Annotated in this window: 6 protein-coding genes; 4 read left to right on the top strand and 2 right to left on the bottom strand. The window is 64.4% G+C overall.

Annotated features, from left to right (window positions below; translation table 11 throughout):
* Positions 1-26: 26 nt before the first annotated feature.
* Positions 27-2,132 (bottom strand): penicillin-binding protein 1C, encoded by a 2,106-nt coding sequence (pbpC, locus tag NKJ64_RS24690; protein ID WP_352463500.1) that lies wholly within the window; start codon positions 2,130-2,132, stop codon positions 27-29.
* Between the two features lie 83 nt (positions 2,133-2,215).
* Positions 2,216-7,702 carry an alpha-2-macroglobulin family protein gene (locus NKJ64_RS24685; RefSeq protein WP_352463499.1) on the bottom strand — a complete coding sequence of 1,829 codons (5,487 nt, stop codon included), beginning with the start codon at positions 7,700-7,702 and terminating at the stop codon, positions 2,216-2,218.
* 277 nt (positions 7,703-7,979) lie between these two features.
* Between NKJ64_RS24685 and NKJ64_RS24680 the strand changes: the two genes are divergently transcribed.
* From NKJ64_RS24680 to NKJ64_RS24665, 4 genes are all read left to right on the top strand, one after another.
* Positions 7,980-9,908, top strand: a complete 1,929-nt coding sequence (locus tag NKJ64_RS24680) for an autotransporter assembly complex protein TamA (protein WP_286488128.1) — start codon at positions 7,980-7,982, stop codon at positions 9,906-9,908.
* A 2-nt stretch (positions 9,909-9,910) separates the two neighbouring features.
* Complete coding sequence (locus NKJ64_RS24675) at positions 9,911-15,958, top strand: translocation/assembly module TamB domain-containing protein (protein ID WP_352463498.1); 6,048 nt, start codon at positions 9,911-9,913, stop codon at positions 15,956-15,958.
* Between the two features lie 253 nt (positions 15,959-16,211).
* Entirely contained in the window at positions 16,212-17,864 is a 1,653-nt protein-coding gene (locus NKJ64_RS24670; protein ID WP_352463497.1) for an ABC transporter substrate-binding protein, read from the top strand.
* 223 nt (positions 17,865-18,087) lie between these two features.
* Entirely contained in the window at positions 18,088-19,122 is a 1,035-nt protein-coding gene (locus NKJ64_RS24665; RefSeq protein WP_023687977.1) for an ABC transporter permease, read from the top strand.
* Positions 19,123-19,125 lie beyond the last annotated feature (3 nt).

Raw genomic sequence — 19,125 nt, 5'->3', positions numbered from 1 at the left:
CAATCCCCTTTACCGCTTGGCGCCCTCTATTCAACGAACACCTTCACGCTTGCCGCGCGTCCCACGGCGTCGATGACGGTGAGCGTCGAATAGCCGGCGCCGTCGGGCAGCCAGGTCGCGGTGCGGCGGCGGTCGATGCCGACGAGCGGCTTGCCATTGGCCAGCCAGCGGAACGGCGCGCGGCCGCCTTGCAGTTTCAGCACCAGCGGCGAGGCCTCGGCGGAATTGGTGGCGAGATCGACGCGGGCGCCGTTGGGCGGGAAAATGATCGTTGGCGCCGGTTCCGTCGGGCCTGCCTGCACCAGTCCGTCGGCGCCGGCGCCGAAGCGCGCCAATGTCACCGGCAGGTCTTCGCGCCTGGCCTTGACGACGCCGGCCGGCTGGCTGGGCAACGGGACGGCGGTGAGGCCTGAACGGACGAAGCCCTCGAACAGGATGGGGGCGGCCGAGACATAGCCGGACAGGCCGGGCACCGCACCGGCATCGGCGCGGCCGACCCAAACACCCAGCACGTAGCGGCCGTCGAAGCCGACCGACCAGGCATCGCGATAGCCGTAGGACGTGCCGGTCTTGTAGGCGATGCCGCGCTGCAAGGCGCCCTCAGGCGGCTTTACGCCCGACAATATGTCGGTGATCTGCCAGTTCGCCTGGGCGTCGAGGATGGTGGCGGTGGCGCGCTCGTCGTTGGCCGGCTCGGTGCCGTCATGGAGCGTGTTTGCCTTGCCGCCATTGGCGAGGCCGGTATAGAGCTGGACGAGATCGCGCAGCGTTACGCCGACGCCTCCGAGGCCGATGGCGAGGCCCGGCGCCTCGTTGACCGGTAGCACCGGGCTGACGCCGGCCTGGCGGAAGCGCGCCATCAGCCGTGCCGGGCCGACAGAGTCGAGCACGCGGATTGCCGGCACGTTGAGCGACAGCTGCAGCGCCTGGCGGATCGAGACATCCCCCTGATAGCCCATGTCGAAATTCTTTGGCCGGTAGCCGCCGAAATCGACCGGTCTGTCCTCGATCAGCATTTCCTGCGCCACCAGCCCCTGCTCGAAGGCGAGGCCATAGATGAACGGCTTAAGCGTAGAGCCGGGCGACCGCACGATCTTGGTCATGTCGATCCAGCCGGAACGGCTGGCGTCGAAGAAATCGGCAGAGCCGACTTCGCCGAGGATGTCACCGGTGCGGGCATCGGCCATCACCATGGCGACGGAGAGGCGCGGACCAAGCTTGATCGCGGCATCGCGCGCCACCTGCTCCAGCCCTTGCTGGACGCTTTTGCGGATCGTCAGCTGCAATGGCTTGCCGGGTACGGCCTTGGGAAGCATGGCATAGGCGGCATGCGGCGCCAGCGCCGGCAGTTTGCGGCGCAAGCCCGAGACATCATCGAGCGCTGCGCGCGCGGCCTCGCGCTCGCCAAGCAGGTCAGCCGACACCATGCGGGTCAGCACGCGGTCGCGGGCGGCATGAGCGATGGTGAGATTGCGGTCGGGCCGGCGCTTTTCCGGCAATTGCGGCAGCGCAACCAGCAGGGCGGCTTCCGAGACCGTCAGCCGCTTCGGCTCCTTGCCGAAATAGGCGAGCGAGGCGGCGCGCACGCCTTCGAGATTGCCGCCATAGGGCGCCAAGGTCAGGTAGCGTTCGAGGATCTCCTGCTTGGACAGCCGCCGCTCGATCTGGATGGCACGCAGCATCTGCTTGATCTTCGAGCCGAGGCTGCGGTTTTCGCGTGGCTCGATCAGCCGGGCAAGCTGCATCGACAGGGTCGAGCCGCCGGAGACGATATGGCCGCTGGTGGCGAACTGGCCGGCGGCGCGCGCCAGCGCCAGCACATCGACGCCATCATGGTCCCAGAAGCGCTTGTCTTCATAGGTGACCAGCATGTCGACGAACTGCTTGTCGACCTGGTCGAGATGAGTGTCGAGCCGCCAGTAACCGTCCGACGTGGCGAAGGCGCGCAACAGCTGACCGTCGCGGTCCTGGACCTCGGTGGAGACGGTGAGCCTTCCGGGCAGCGGCGGCGGAAAAGCGCGGTCGAGTTCCCAGAGAGAAGCGGCAGCGATCGCCGCAAAGCCGACGAGGGAGGCGGCGGCGATGCCTGTTCGACGGAGAAATTTTCTGGAGAGCATGGTGGTGCCCTTCATCCGCCTGCCGGCTCCTTCTCTCCGCATAGCGGGGAGAAGGAGATGGTCGCGGACATCGGCGTGTTCATCTTCGTCAAGGCGCCTTACGGCGCCTTGATCTCCATCATGCCGGTGGCGGTGCGGGCCGAATATTGCGGCCGGTACATGTCCTCCACCGTGGCTGCCGGATGGGCATAGGTGCCCGGCGTTACCGCACGCACGACGTAGGCCAGCATGATGTTGCGGTCGCCATCGCCGTCATTGGGATTGAATGCCGCGACGAAACGGTCGTCGCGGAATTCGAGATGGGCTGCGTCCGTTTGCGCCAGCCAGGTGAAGTTCGACAATTGGGCGCTGGAGACAAGGCCCGGATTGTCGATCTCGAAGCCGGCCGGCAACAGGTCGGTGATCAGCAGGCGCGAAGGCCAGCGGTTCTGCTCGTAAACCTTGAGCACGACCACGTAGCGTTCGTTCTGCGTCGCCTCGGTGACGTTGGCTTCGGTGCCATCGAGCTTGTAGTAGGTGCGGTCGATGGTGAAGCCGTCGCCGCCGGCCGGCAAGGGCTCTACCGGCGAGGCGACCGTGGTGACGACCGCCTGCAGCGGCGTGGCGCCGGTGTTGGCGATGGTCAGCGGGCTGTCGGCAATGTCGGTGCCGCTGAGGTGGTTGGAATACCCACCGGCATGCGGCGCGCCGTTGACCGAGAGCGTGATCGAGTCGTTGCCCGACTTCAGCGCGCGGGCCGCCAGAAGCATCCAGGACTCGTCCTGCGTGCTGGTCCAGCGGGCATCGGCACGTTCCCTTGCCACCAGCCGGATCAGCTCCGGCACGATGGTCGGCACCGGCTTCGATTCGGCGGCGAGCGCCAGGATCGCGGCGCCATCACGCAGCCGCGAGCCATAGTCGGACCGGTAGTAGTCGTATTCGGTGGTCGACTTGGCCAGCTGCAGCGCCGTCTGGAAGGTTGCTTCCGAACGCTGCGCGTCGCCGTAGAGCGCCAGGCTCGCCGCCAACTGGGCGACGGCCATCGGGCTCGAGAAGGCTTCGAGCTTGGTGTCGGCGTAGTAGCGCAGATCGCCGACCGAGGCCTTCTTGTTGCGGGCCAGAACATAGAGCGCGTAGGCGATTTCGCTGCCGCGATCCTGGACGTCCTGGTCGTAACCGACCGAGTTTTGCAGATTGCTCAGCGCCTGGCTCATCGCCAGGGCCGGCACGTCGTAGTTCTGCTCGCGCGCCCGGGTCAGGAAGTCGGTGACGTAAGAGTCAAGCCACAGATCGCCGGAGCCCGGACCCCACAGGCCGAAGCTGCCGGCCGAAGCCTGGTAGCTCAGCACCTTGTAGATGGCGGCCTGCACGCGGCCGTGCAGTTCGGGATCGCTTTGCATGCCGACTCCGGACGCCAGATCGTTGACGTAGAGAAGCGGCATGGCGCGGCTGGTGGTCTGCTCGGCGCAACCATAGGGGTAGCGGTCGAGCGTCATCAGCAGCGACGGCACGTCGAAGGCGGCAGCCTGCGAAACGCCGACGCTGATCGAGGCGCCGTCGAGCAGGCTTGCCGCGAGCAGCTCCTTGTCGACGCGCAGCGAGCCGCCATTGCCCTTGAGGTCGACGACCAGACGGGTGGTGACCGGCAATTGCGCCGGACGCACCGGGACATACAGCGTCTGCTCGACGGAGGTGCCGTCGCCATGGGCGAGCTTGATGGTGATCGAGGCATTACCCGCCGTCTGTGCAACCAGCGGCACAGTCAGCGTCTGGCGCTTGCCCTTGGCGAGAGTCAGCTTTTCGGGCAACGGCTTGTCGCCGGTCGAGAGGTCGCCGGTCGTGGCGATCGACAGGGCATAGTCGCCCTCCGGACCGTCGGTGTCGGCGACATCGAGCCGCATGATCGCTGCATCTCCAGGCGCCAGGAAGCGGGGCAGGCCGGCGGTGATCACCACCGGATCGCGCACGATGACATCGGTCGTGGCATGGCCGACGGCCTCCTTGGTCCAGGCGACGGCCATGACGCGCACGGTGCCGTTGAACTGCGGGATGTCGAAGTCGATCCTCGCCTTGCCGTCGGCGTCGAGCTGGACCGGGCCGGAGAAGAAGGCGACCAGCTTTTCGGTCGGCGGACTGCCTTGCGGCTGCATCGAGGCGCCGTCGCCGCCGGTCCTGAGCTTGCCGCTGGTGCCGAGCGAGCCGTCGATGAGACGGCCATAGATGTCGCGGACTTCGAGCCCGAGCATGCGCTGGCCGAAATACCAGCCCTCCGGATCCGGCGCCTTGTAGTTGGTGAGGTTCAAAATGCCGACATCGACGGCAGCGACCGTGACATAGGCATTGCTGCCCGGCGCTACGCCGGCGACCGAAACCGGGATCGACAGCTGCTGGCGCGGCATCGTCTTGTCCGGCGGCGTCAGGGTAACCGCGAGCTTTTTCGAGCCCGGGTCGACCGTCAGCCATTTTACGCCGATGGCGCGCGCCGGCATGCGGGTTTCCTGCGCATCGCCGGGCCGGAGCAGGGTTGCGGTGATGTAGGCGCCGGCGCCCCAGTCGTCACCGACCGGGATGTCGACCGTGCTGCCGCCGGCCGGCACGGTTGCCGTGACGGTCTTGAGCAGCTTGTCGGCGCCGATGGTGACCAGCAGTTCGCCGGCAAAATGCGGCGACACTTTCAGCTTGGCCACGTCGCCGGCGGCATAGCTGTCCTTGTCGAGAGCGATCTCGAGCCCATCAGGCGTTTCGGTGGAGGTCGAGGAGACATACCAGCCGGCGTCGAACTCATAGCTGGTCGCCGGGCCCTCGGGATCGGCAGTCTCGATCTCGAGCCGGTACTGGCCCCAGTCGACCGGCATCGTCACGGTCGCCTCGGCATCGGCGCTGAGATCGACCTGGCCGTTGGCGATCGACTTGGTGAAGGTGACCGGTTCGTAGTTCCACGAGTTGTTGTTGCGATACCACTGGTAATTGCGTTCGACCTTGACCAGCGACCACTGCGCGCCCTTCAGCGTCTCGCGCTTGCCGTCGGGATCGACCGCGATGAGGCTGAATTTGGCGGTGCCGCCCTGCGGCACCTCATTGTCGGCGAAATCCGGACGAATGCCGATCATGTGGCCTTGCGGGCGGATGCCGATGTTGATCGAGCGCTCGATGGCGCGGCCGCCGGTTTCGCGCATGCGAACCGTGACCTTGGCGTCGACCAGCTTGGTGGTCGCGGGCAATTGGTCGACCGTGACCGGGAAGGTCGCCTTGCCGTCGTCGCCGACCACCGGCAGACCGGTGAACGGGGTGACCGAAGGCTCGGCCGACTGCTCGTCGGCAAGGCCGAACGAATAGCCGGCGAAACGGTCCCAGTCGCGCGCCGTCGACAGCGTCAGCTCGCCTTCGAGCGCGAGGCCGGCGGCCGGCGCGCCATAGAGGAAGCGGCCGTCAATGTCGATGTTGGCGGTTTCGCCCTGGGCGATCTCCTGCTTGTCGGACTTCATATCGAACTCGATGCGATCCGGCACGAAGTCTTCGACCAGGAACATCTGGCTGGAAACGGCCGCCTGCTTGGGATCGGTATAGATCGACACCGTCCAGGTGCCGCGCATGGCGTTGGCTTCCAGCGGCAGGTCGACGGCATAGCCGCCGGCCGAGACGCCATCGGCAACGATGCGGCGGTTCTCGACGCCGTCGGGACGGGTGAAGATGAAGGTCAGCGGCAGGTTTTCCACCGCTTTGGAGGCGCCGTCGCGGGCAAGGGCTGCGACATGCACATCCTCGCCGGCGCGGTAGATGCCGCGTTCGGTCCAGGCATAGACATCGAGCGCGCCCGGTGCGGCGCGTCCGGCGACGCCGCGATCGGACAGATCGAAGCCAGCGCGGCCCATGTCGAGGAAGACGAAATCGTTGTCGCCCTGCTTGGCCATCAGAACGGCCGGCACCATGCCGCCGTCGCCGCGCGTCAGGCCGGGGTTGAAGACAGCATGGCCTTCGGCGTCCGACGTGGCTGTGCCGAGGATTTCATTGTTCCTGGCCAGCAGCGTCAGTTCGGCGCCGGCGATCGGCTTGGCGGTTCCGAGCGAGCGGGCAAAGACATTGAGGCCATCCTGGCCGGTATAGGTCGACAGGCCGATGTCCGAGACGACGAACCACTGCGTGGCAAGCGAATTGTAATTGTCCTCGTCATTTTCATTTACCGCTTGCGCGGTCAGCACGTAGACGCCGGGCTTGCGCTGCGGCAAGGCTTCGTCGACCGGGAACGAAGTCGTGACGTCGTTGTTGAGGTCGTTGGCGATATCGAGCTGCCCCTGCCAGACCGGCTCACCCATCTGGTCGGAAATGCTGGAGATATCATAGCCGTCGAGCTGCTTCAGGAACTGATAGCCGGACAGAAGCTGCGCGAGCGAACGATCGCCGATGCGGTAGAGCTTCATCTGCGCGGCGTTCATGTTGACGGTGACGACCGGGATGCCGCGGCGGGCGCCGGCGGGCAGCACGAAGCTGTCGCCGGTGAAACGGGCGGACGGCGCGCGGTCCTGCACATAGATCGACAGCACGACCGGAGCGGCGGTGACCTCGCCAATTGCGGCCGGCAGGCCGGCGCGGAAGGTCACTTCGTAATGCTGGCCGTGTTCCAGGCCTTCGACGCAGATCTGCTTGTCCTTGGCCTCGACGCCCTTGGGCGGCTGGTTGTCGACGGTGACGAACTGGGCGTAGTCGACGCCGGTCTTCACCAGCTCCTCGGAAAACTGCGCGCAAATGCGCGGCGCGCTGGTGTCGGCGTCGATCGAGTGATCGATGACGCGGAAGCCCTTGCGGGCCTTGAGATCCTCATATTCGGCCTTGACCGCCGGCGAACTGACCAGCGCGAGGCTGGCTTCATAGGCCTGCAGGGCTGGACGGTAGAGATCGCGGCGGTCGAGGCCGTTGCCGAGCAGCGCCAGCACTTCGGCGCGGGTCTTGGTGGTGCGCAGCAACTTGTAGGCGTTGATGGCGGCGGAGGTGCCTTTGACCGGCAGATTGTAGGATTCGGAGGTGCCGCTGGCCGGCTGTATGGCAAGCGTTTCACGCGCCAGACCGAGCCAAAGCTGGCCGTCGTCAGGCAGGACCGAGACCGCGGCCTCGTATTTGTTCATGGCTTGGCCATGGTCGCCGGTCAGTGCAGCCTGTTCGGCGGCGGCGCGGAGTGATTCCAGCCCGTCGGTCGGCTTGTCATAGGCCGGATCGGTCAGCTTGTTGCGGTATTGCTGGGCCTGGTCGGCCATCCAGTTGGGGAAGAAGGCGAGTTCCGGCGGGGCGCCGATATCGGGGTCGCCATCGACATTGACGACCTTGCCCGCGACCGCGCCGCTGAAGGGTTTCAACTGGTTATAGTCGGATTTTAGGAAGCACCATTTGGCCTTGTTGTTGTAAGTAAAGGCGCGGCAGGCGGGGTCGCCGAGGCATGTCGTCTTGCACTGATCGAGGCTGACATTCTGGTCCGATCTGAGATCGAACCCGAAATAGTCGGAATTATTTGAGGTCACCACCCGGCGGGCTTCGGCCGCTTGCGCTACAGACCCCCAGGCGAAAATGAGAAGAATCAAGATCGACAGACCACGAGCCGCCGCGCGCATCGCCATAACACCCTCCAGACACTGCTACGTCCGCGGCATGTTCAAGCTTCAGTCAAGCTTGTCAACACGAGGACGGGCAGGTTTCCGCCCGCCAACGGTTCCCAAACCGGCCAATGACCGGTATGCCGATAGTTCATCCAGGGGAAAGGGATCACGCTTTCTTGCGAAAACGCAGAAGGTGTGAATTCCAAGCCCTGCCTATTTCAGACAATTGGATTGTGGCCCCTTTACGAGCGCTTCAAAACTTCATTCCAATTTTAGTTTTGTAACCTAGGTTGTCCTGATGCCGGCGTATGAAGCGCAGATGTCGAAGGTAAGTGCGCCACGGCGCACGCTTTCGCGCGCGCTGATTGTGGCGTTGGCGTGCTCGAGCGTGCTCGTTGCCGAATCGGGGTCGGCGGCCGCCTTCGAGCTCTTCGGCATCAAATTGTGGGGCTCTTCGAATGACGAGGACGCCGATATCGTCGACCCGCTGCGCTATGCGGTGACCATCGAAGCGCCCGATGCCGACAAGGACTTGGTCAAGAAGCTCGAAAACGCCTCGTCGCTGAAATCCGACGAGGACCGCCCGGTTTCCGGCTCGCTCGGCCTTTTGGCAAAGGCGCGTAGCGACCGCGAACAGCTGGTCGCCGCGCTTTATGCCGACGCCCGTTATGAAGGCGTCGTCACCATCGCCATCCAGGGCAAGGTGCTCGACGATTTGCCGCCCGATGTCGAATTTACGGGTCCGCAGCCGATCCCGGTGGTGATCAGCATCTCGAGCGGGCCCAAATTCACGCTCGGCAATATTCGGCTGGAGGGCGATGCCGCCGGGCTGGCGAGCGCCGATTTCGGCCTGATAGCCGGCGGCGATGCCGGCTCGGGCGCCGTGCTCAAGGCCGAGGCGCTGATCGTGCGGGCGCTGAAGCAGGAGGGCCGGCCGCTGGCCCGGATCACCGACAGGCAGGTCGTGGCCGAGCACACCACCTCGACGCTAGACGTGACGCTGACGGTGGCCGCCGGGCCGGTTGCCGGTTATGGCGACACCACCGTCGATGGCACCGAGAAGGTCGATCGCGAGTTCACCGAATATATGACCGGGCTGAAACGCGGCCGGCAATATTCGCCTGACGAGATCGACGATGCCCGCGACCGGCTGCTGAGGCTCGAAGTGTTCAACAGCGTGACGCTGAAGGAAGCCGACAGTCTTGACGCCGACGGCAACATTCCGATCGGCGTTCAGGTCAGCGAGCGCAAACCACGCTATTTCGGCGTCGGCGGCACTTTCTCCAACACCGAAGGGCTAGGCCTGGAAGGCTATTGGGGCCACCGAAATCTGTTCGGCCGGGCCGAAAAGCTGCGCATCGAGGGCAAGATCAGCGGCATCGGCAGCAACGATCTCAGCGAGCTCAACTACAATGCCGGCATCATGTTCGAGAAGCCGGGGGTGGTCGGGCCGGCCTCGAAATTCATCGCCAGCGTCAAGACCGTACTCGAACATCCCGACGCCTACGACCATTTTTCGGTCAAGGGCAGCACCGGCCTGTCCTATGAGATCGACAAGAAGCAGACGGTTTCGGCTGAAATCGCGCTCGACTACTCCAGGATCACCGACGCCTTCGGCAAGCACAAATACCTGATCGCCAGCATTCCGCTGCAATATGTCTACGACAACAGGGACAACCGGCTCAACCCGACCAGCGGCTTCAGGGTTCTGGCCTATGCCGAACCGAGTTACGACATTCTGAGCGGCGCCGCCTTCCTCAAGCTCAGGGGCGAGGGGTCGGCCTATCAGTCGCTCGACACGGCCTCGAAATTCGTGCTTGCCGAACGCGTCGCGCTGGGTTCGATCGTCGGCACCGGCCTTCAGAACGTTCCAGCCGACAGGCGCTTCTATTCCGGCGGTGGCGGCTCGGTGCGGGGCTATGCCTATCAGGGCATCGGACCGAAGGACATCGACAATCAGCCGATCGGCGGGCTTTCCTTCTTCGAAACATCGGTCGAAATGCGCATTGCGCTGACCGACACGATCGGCATCGTGCCGTTCGTCGACGCCGGCACTGTCTCGACCACAGCGACGCCGGACTTTTCCGACGTGAAGGTCGGCGCGGGCGTTGGCCTGCGTTACATCACGCCGTTCGGGCCGCTGCGCATCGACGCCGCCGTGCCGCTCAACCGCGACCGTGGCGACCCGCGTTTCGGCATCTATGCCGGGATCGGACAGGCGTTCTGACGATGAAGATTTTGAAACGCATCCTTCGCCTGTTTTTCTACACGCTGCTGATCGTGGCGGCGGCGGGCATCGGCGCGTTGATCGTGCTGACCAAGACCGAGCGCGGCCGCGAAAATCTCGCCGGCATCATCTCTGACATGGCCTCGTCAGGGGACAGCAAAGTCACGGTCAGCGGCATTAACGGTATCTGGTCCGGCGCGCTGACGGTCGACCATGTCGTGCTGGAAGACCGCGAGGGCGCCTGGCTGGTGGCCCGCAAGGTGGCCGTCGACTGGTCGCCGCTGGCGCTGTTGTCGAAGAATTTCAGCGCCGACCGCATAGCGGCCGAACGGATAGAACTGGCACGGCTGCCTGTGGCGAGCACCGAGCCGAGCAAGAGCGGGTCGACCGGCCTGCCGGTTTCGCTTGATATCAGAGCGATCGATTTGCCGGAGATCGCGCTCGGCCAGCAACTTGCCGGCAGCGGCATTGCCGAACTTGCGGCCAAGGGATCGGCCAAGGTCGATGCGTCGCCGCTGGCGATCCAGACGGTGCTCAACGTTACCCGCCATGACGGCAAGCAAGGCAATATCGACGCCAACATCCACTTCGCGCCGGATGAAAACAAGCTCGACCTCGATCTCAAGGCTTCCGAGCCGGCCGGCGGCATCATCGCCAACCTGCTCAAGCTACCCGGCGCGCCGCCGGTCAACATCGTCGTCTCGGGCACCGGGCCGCTGGCCAACTGGAGCGGCATCGGCACCTTCATGGTCGACGGTCAGATCGTTACCCAGCTCACCGGCCGGCACCAGCTCACCGACAAGGGCAACCGGATCGAGGCCAAGGGCGACGGTTCGTTCGAAGGCTTCCTGCCGGAACGGTTCAAGTCGCTGTTTGCCGGCAAGACCAGTTTCGACCTCGCCGGCACCGCGACCGCAGCCGGCGGCGTCGACATCGAGCGCGCTGCGATCGAGAGCGACGCAGTTCATGGCACCGCTGCCGGCATGGTCGACCCCAAGGGCGCCAGTGACCTTTCGGTCGAACTCGTGGCCAAAGCCAAGCCGGTCACGGTCAATGTCGGTACCCAGGCGCAGCCGATCATGGTGGCCATCAACAATGTGACCGCGCGCGCCTTCGGTGACGGCAAGGCGCCGATGATCGATGCCGGCGCTTCGCTCGTCTCGGTGGTTGCGGGCGGTTCTCAGGTGAACAATCTCGATGCGCGGATCCATTCCGACGGTTTCGACATCGAGAACCGCAGCGGCCCGGTCAGCGTGTCGCTGGCGGCGGCCGGGCTGAAGACCGACGTGGCGACGCTGGCGCCGCTGATCACCGGCAAGCTGACGGCCTCTCTTGCCGGTTCGATCAGCAGGGACGAGATTTCGCTCGACGAAGGCACGCTGCGCAGCGATGCTCTCAATGCCGGGCTGACGGCTAAGGTGACGCTGGCCGATCTCGCCATGACGCTGAAGATGAATGCGGATGCTGTGTCGACGGCGCTGCCGCCGCAGATCAGTTCGCTGCTTGGCGAACGGGTCAAATTCTCGGCGACCGCGACGCGCGATCCGCAGGGCTCTTTCGCCGCCAACTCGATCGAACTCACTTCCGGTTCGCTGAGCGCCAGCGGCACCGCCAGCGCGCAAGGCAGCGATATCCAGGCCGACATCAAGGGCAAGCTCGGCGACGTCTCGGTGCTGTCTTCGCTGGTCGGCGTGCCGATCGCCGGCGGGGTCGATTTCGCGCTGACGGCAAGCGGCGCGCGCAACGCACCGGATTTCTCGGTTTCGGCCGACAGTGCCAGCCTGACGGCCTCCGGCCGCACCGTCAAGGACATCAAGCTGACCGCATCGGGCAAGGCCGACATTGTGAGCCCGGCCGCAGATGTCTCGCTGACCGGCGCGGTCGACGAACAGCCGCTCGCCATCAAGGCGGCGCTGGTGACGAGCGATGGCAAGCGCTCCATCAAGGGGCTCAGCGTAGCGCTGGGCGACAACAAGGTGTCGGGCGACCTCACGCTCGATGAAAAATTCCTGCCGCTGGGGACGCTGACGATCTCCGCCCCCGATATCGCGCCGCTGGCGTCGCTGGCCGGGCAGACGGCGGCCGGCGATATCGGCGGCACCGTGGTGTTCGCCAAAGACGGCGAGGCTCCCACTGTCACCATCAATGCAGCCAGCGTGTCGATCGCGCGCGGTGATGTGGCAGCCAAGGCAGTCACCGTCAGCGCACTGATCGCCAACTATCTTAACAGCCCTGCGATCTCCGGCACGATCAAGGCCGAGAGCGTGACCTCGGGAACGACCGTCGTCAGTGGCATCGGCGTCGACCTCAAGCGTGACGGCGACTGGACGAATTTCACCGGCGGCGCAACCATATCAGGCATTCCGGCGACAGCTGCCGGGCGGGCGAAGATTGCCGGGGGCGCGACCAGCGTCGAGATCGCGTCCGGCGAGGCGACGGTGCGCGGCATCAAGGTGGCGATCGCCGAGCCGTCGAGCCTGACCATTGCCGATGGCATAACCAACATTCAAAGGCTGGTAGTCGATCTCGGCGGCGGCTCGGTGACGCTGTCGGGCACGGCGGGCCAGACGCTCGATCTGGCGGCGACCTTCTCGGCGCTGCCGGCTGCGCTTGCCAATGGCTTTTCGCCCGGCCTCGATGCCGCGGGCACGCTCGACGGCACGGCGCAAATCACCGGGCCGTCAGCAAATCCCGACATTCGCTTTAATGCAAAACTGGCCGGCGCCGAGACCAGCCAGACCCGTCAGGCCGGGCTCGGACCGCTCGATGTCGATGCGGCCGGCAGCTATTCGACGGCCGGCGGCGTCGTGCTGGATCAGGCGACGCTGTCGGGCCAAAAAATCTCCGGCAAGGCCGCCGGCACCGTCAACCCGAACGGCGCCAGCGATTTCGCGCTCGATCTGACATCGTCCGGTCCGAGCCTGCCGTTGACGCTGGGCAGCGCGGAAAGCCCGATCAAGCTCGAATTGCAGGCGCTGTCGGTGAAGGCGGCCGGGCAGGCTGCGCAAGCCAAGCTCGACATCTCGGCGGTACTGCCTTCGGTGGCGACGGATGACGCCAAGGTCGAGGGCATTGCGCTTGCGCTGCATTCCGATGCATTTGATATGAAAAGCCGAACCGGTCCGATCTCGGGCACGGTGACGGCGGACAAGATCGGTCTAGACAATCCGACCATCGCGCCGCTGATCGTCGGCAAAATCACCGCCAAGGTCGCGGGCAGCCTGGCGGCCGATGCGATTACCATCGACAGCGGCTCGGTGCAGGGCGATGCGCTGGGCAGTGCCTTCAATGGCCGTGTCGGCATTGCCGATGGAGCAATCGACCTCAACCTCAACGCCGACGTGCTGTCGGCGGCATTGCCGGCTGCGGCGCGCAGCGTGCTGGCAGAGCGCACGCAGCTCAGCGCCACGCTGAAGCGGGATGCCAATGGCAATGTCAGCGCCAATCCGGTCACGCTGGCGTCGGGCGCACTGACCGCGGACGGTCAGGCCAGCCTCGCCGACAACAAGCTTAGCGCAGATATCAAGGGTGCACTGGCCGACATCTCGCTGTTGTCGAAAGATGCCAAAGGCGCGATCAGCTTTGCACTCAACGTGCAGGGGCCCAGCCTGGCGCCGGACCTGTCGCTGACGGTCAACAGCGACCGCCTGCTGGTGGCGGAACGCGAAATCACCGGACTTAAGCTGATTGCGACCGGCAAGGCCGATGCCGCGAACCCGGCAGCCAATGTGCAACTGACCGGCAATGTCGCGGGGCAGGCACTGCAAGGCAGCGCGGTGCTGGCGACTGCCGACGGCAAGAGCGCCATCAACGGCCTGCTGCTGTCACTCGGCAAGAACAGGATTTCCGGCGACCTTGCGCTCGACGAGGCTTTCGTGCCGGTCGGCACCATCGCGCTCGACCTGCCCGATATCGGACCGCTGGCGGTGCTGGCGCTGGAAAAGGCCGGAGGCGATGTGCGCGGCACTATTGCATTCTCCAAGACCGCGGATGGCCCGAACGTCGCCGTCAAGGCTGCGACCGCTTCGATCACGCGCGGCGACCTGCAGGCGAAGACGGTGTCGATCGATGCGCTGGTCGCCAACTATCTCGCCGCGCCGGTCATCTCGGGCAAGATTCGCGCCGACAGCGTCATTTCCGGCGGCACCGCCATCAGCGGCATCGATGTCGATTTGAAGCGCGACGGCGACTGGACCGGGTTTTCCGGCGGCGCCACCGTCAAGGGCATTCCGGCGAGGGCTGCGGGCAGGGTAAAGGTGGCTGGCGGCACCACCACCATCGAACTCGCTTCCGGCCAGGCCACGGTGCAGGGCATCAAGGCGGCCATCGCCCAGGCCTCGACCGTCAGCATCGCCAACGGCACCACGACGCTGGACAAGCTGGTGCTCAATCTCGGTGGCGGCACGGCGACGGTGACCGGCAAGGTCGGGCAGGCACTCGACATCAGTGCCGCGCTGTCGAAGGTGCCGGCTTCGCTGGCCAACAGTTTTTCGCCGGGCCTCCAGGCCGCCGGTTCGATTTCGGGAACAGTCAAGGTAACCGGCGCGCCGGGCAATCCGACTGTCGCTTTCGATATCGATGCTGGTGGGGTGCAGACCTCGCAGACGCGCAGCGCCGGTCTTGGCGGCATGAATATCTCTTCGTCGGGAACATTCGCCGGCAAGAAGCTCACCTTCAACGCCGACATCAGCGACGGGGCCGGGCTTGGCCTCAAGGGCGGCGGTACGGTGACGACGGCCGGCACACCAGCGCTGGTGCTCGACTTCAACGGCAAGGTGCCATTTTCCTTCCTGGCCGCCAAGCTTGCGGCGCAAGGGCTGTCGCTCAGCGGCACCGCCAACGTCAATATCCAGGTGCGCGGCCCGGCGGCGTCGCCGGTGATCGGCGGCACGGTCAGCACGTCGGGCGCCCGCCTGGTCGACGCGCGCTCCGGCCTTGCCGTCAATGACATTGCCGCCGACATTTCGATCGGCAACGGCGTTGCCCGGGTCAACCGGCTAACCGGCACGCTGTCGACACGCGGCAGCCTGTCGGCCTCCGGCACACTCGGCATCAATCCGGCGCAAGGTTTCCCAGCCGATTTGTCTATCAAGCTGGTTGACGGCCGCTATACCAACGGCAGGGTGGTGACAGCCAATCTCGGCGGCGACCTGACCATCAAGGGGCCGCTCACCTCGGCGCCGGTGATTTCGGGCACCGTCAACCTGGCCAAGACCGTCATCACCGTTCCCGATAAGCTGCCGGGCTCGCTGGCAGCGCTCGGTGTCAAGCACAAGAACGCCCCCGCCAGCGTGCGGGCGCAGGACAAGGCCTTGCGACCGGCGGCGGCCAGCGGTGGTGGCGGCAGTGGACTTGTCCTCGACGTCACGGTCAATGCGCCGAACCAGATCTTCATCCAGGGCAGGGGTGTCGATGCCGAGTTCGGCGGTTCGCTGAGGCTGACCGGCCCGGCGGCTTCGCCGCAGGCGGTCGGCACCTTCACCTTGCAGCGTGGGCGGCTGTCGATCCTCGGCAAGCGGCTGACCTTTACCGAAGGCACGGTCGGCTTTTCGGGGTCGCTGGTACCCTACCTCAACTTGACCGCGACATCGACCACGACCAGCGCCACCGTCACCATCGTCGTCTCGGGCGAAGCGACCAATCCGAAATTCGACTTCTCATCGGTGCCGGCGCTGCCCGAGGACGAGGTGCTGGCGCAGCTGATTTTCGGCCGCTCTATGTCGAACCTGTCGCCGCTGCAGATCGCGCAACTGGCCGAGGCCGCCGGCCAACTGGCCGGCGTCGGCGGCTCGACCTCGCTGCTCGAAAACCTGCGCAGTGCAATCGGCGTCGATGACCTGGATGTGACCACCGATGACCAGGGCGGCACCGCCGTGTCGGCGGGCAAGTACCTCAATGACCGCACCTATGTGACGATCCAGAAAGGCGACAGGCCAGGATCGGGCAAGGCGACGATCGACCTCAATGTCGGACGCGGCGTCAAGCTGCGCGGCGAGGCCAACGATGGCGGTGAGGCCAAGGGCGGCATATTCTACGAAAAGGAATATTGAGTTCCTGGCCCTTACCGCCACCGGAACTGGCGCTGTCTCAACCCGCCCAAAATGTATCAATTACTCGCCTAAGCAGATTCCGGCGGAATCTGGGCGCGCTAGCACTTTTGCGCCAAGTCTGTCGTTATCACGCGAACCGCTCCCTTTTCAAAGTTGCACATTCCCTAACAGGTTCCGTAGCCATGCCGTCTTTGACATCACGGCAGGGATGCGGAATGTTAAAAGGCGGAAAGCCAACAATGGGAGTTAAGGTATGACAAATTACAAGAGTAATGGCGATCGCGTTCCCGATCACATCCTGGCCATGGCCGAAGAAGCCAAGGCAGGCAAAGTCGATCGCCGCGAGTTCCTCGCCATGGCCAGCGTGTTCGGCGCGTCGACTGCGATGGCCTACGGCATGCTCGGCGTAGCCGTGCCGACCCAAGCCAGGGCCGAAGAGGTGCAGGGCAAGAAGGGCGGCATCCTGAAAGTCGCGCAATGGGTCAAGGATCCCAAGGATCCACGCAAGGCCGACTGGTCGGAAATCGCCAATGCCGAGCGCCAGGCGCTTGAGCCGCTGGTCAAGTACACCAGCGAATACACGTTCCGCCCGTACCTTCTGGAGAGCTGGGAGGTCAACGACGACGCCACCGAGTACACGCTGCATGTGCGCAAGGGTGTGACCTGGTCGAATGGCGATGCCTTCACCGCCGATGACGTCATCTTCAATCTCAAGCGCTGGGGCGACAAGAAGGCCGAGGGCAATTCGATGCCTGGCCGTCTCGGCACGCTGGTCAAGGACGACAAACTCGACGAAAGCGCCGTGACCAAGGTTGACGACCACACCGTCAAGCTGAAGCTCGGCAAGGCCGACATCGCGCTCATTCCGAACATGTGCGACTATCCCGGCCTCATCGTGCACAAGAGCTTCGACGAGAAGGGCGGCGACTTCAAAGCCTGCCCGATCGGTACCGGCCCGTTCGAGCTCGTCTCCTACGATGTCGGCCAGAAGGTGGTCTACAAGCGCCGCGAGGACAACAAGTGGTGGGACGGCGAGGTGTTCCTCGACGGCATCGAATTCGTCGACTACGGCACCGATCCGGCAGCCATGGTCAGTGCCTTCGAGGCCGGCGAAGTCCATACGAATTTCGAGACCTCGGCCGACTATGTGTCGATCCTCGACGGACTGGACCTGGTCAAGTCCGAAATCGTCACCGCGTCGACCATCGTGTGCCGCACCAACATCAACAACAAGCCTTACGGCGATCAGAAAGTGCGCAACGCGCTGCAGTTGGCGGTCGACAACAATGTCGTTCTGCAGCTTGGCTACGGAAATGCCGGCACGGTGGCTGAAAACCACCATGTCTGCCAAATCCACCCGGAATATTACGAGCTGCCCAAAGTCGCTCGCGATCCGGCCAAGGCCAAGGCGCTGATGGCGGAAGCCGGCCAGGCCGACTTCGAGCATGAGCTGATCACAGTCGACGAAGACTGGCACAAGAATACCGGCGACGCCATCGCCGCGCAGATGCGCGACGCCGGCCTCAAGGTAAAGCGCACGGTGCTGCCGGGCTCGACGTTCTGGAACGACTGGACCAAGTACCCGCTGTCGATGACCAACTGGAACATGCGCCCGCTCGGCGTTCAGGTTCTGGCGATCGGCTACCGCACCGGCGAGGCGTGGAACGAGTCGGCCTATTCCAACCCCGAATGGGATGCCAAGCTCAATGCAGCATTGGCCGTTGCCGATGCGGCCAAGCGCAAGGAGATGATGAAGGACATCGAGCAGATCCTGCAGGATTCCGGCATCATGATCCAGCCATACTGGCGCAAGCTCTACAGCCACTCGGTCAAGGCGGTGCAGAATTACAAGATGCATCCGACCTTCGAGCGCGACTACGGCAAGGTCTGGCTCGACCAGGCGTGATCGGAACGTCAGGGAAGGGGCGCTTCGCTCCTTCCCGTCACGCCTCGCATGGCCCAGAACCGGAAGCCGCCGCAGCAAAAAGTTGCGGACTCTCCTGAAAGACCGTTCAATAAAACTGGGTTGATTGCATCCGAGTGCCGATTTGACGGCCAACTCTGCCGGCAACGGCAAAGCTGGTTTTTCGAACTGGCTCCAACCCCAACCAGACCGGCAGGGGACCGCCATGCTTTCTTTCGTAATCCGGCGTCTCGGCACCATGGCATTGACGATGCTGTGCCTGACGATGATCGTCTTCTTCCTGATCAACCTCGAGCCGAATTTGAAGAAGCTGGCAATCAGCCAGACCGAAATGCACACATCGGCCGAACAGCTCGAAAGCTGGCTGGTCAACCATGGCTACCGGCAGAACTTCTTCGTGCGCTACGGCCAATGGCTGGGCGTCGTCCCGAAGCAACCGGTGACCGATCCGGCGACCGGCAAGCCGACGCAGCGTTTCTCCTTCTGCAACGAACCGCTGGAGCCGAAATTCTCCGGCATCCTGGAAGGTGATTTCGGCTGCTCGACCAAGTTCAAAACCACCGTTGCGTCAAAGCTATTCCCCGCACTCGCCGCCACCGGTATCCTGATGCTCTGCGTGCTGTTGGTGATGGTGCCGATTTCGCTGCTGATCGGCATCCTGGCCGGCATGCGCGAGGGCTCGCGAACGGACCGAACACTGTCCGTCGCATCGATCGCGTCGACGGCGACGCCCGAATATGTGTCGGGCGTCATCTTCACCGTCATCTTCGCCTCCTGGCTCGGCTGGCTCAACGGTTCGGCCGCCTCGGCAAGCCAGGGCATCACCTTCTACAATTTCACCCTGCCGGTGATGACGCTGGCGATCTACGGTATCGGCTACATCGCCCGCATGACGCGCGCCTCGATGGTCGAGGTGATGACGCAGCAATATATCCGCACCGCCCGGCTGAAGGGGCTTTCCTTCGGCAGCGTCGTCGTCAAGCACGCGCTGCGCAATGCGCTGATCGCGCCCTTCACCGTCATCATGCTGCAATTTCCTTGGCTGCTTACCGGCGTCGTCATCGTCGAGGTGATGTTCCGCTACCAGGGCTTTGGCTACACGCTGGTCGAGGCCGCCGGCAACAACGACATCGATCTGCTGCTTGGCTGTTCACTGGTGTCGGTGTTCATCGTGCTGATCACGCAGCTCATCTCGGATGTCGGCTACGCGTTCCTCAATCCGCGTATCAGAGTTCAATAGGGG

The sequence above is a fragment of the Mesorhizobium sp. M0062 genome, assembly GCF_040323125.1.
Lineage (GTDB): Bacteria > Pseudomonadota > Alphaproteobacteria > Rhizobiales > Rhizobiaceae > Mesorhizobium.
The sequence above is the reverse complement of the archived record's forward strand: the minus strand, read 5'-3'. Positions and strand labels throughout refer to the sequence as shown.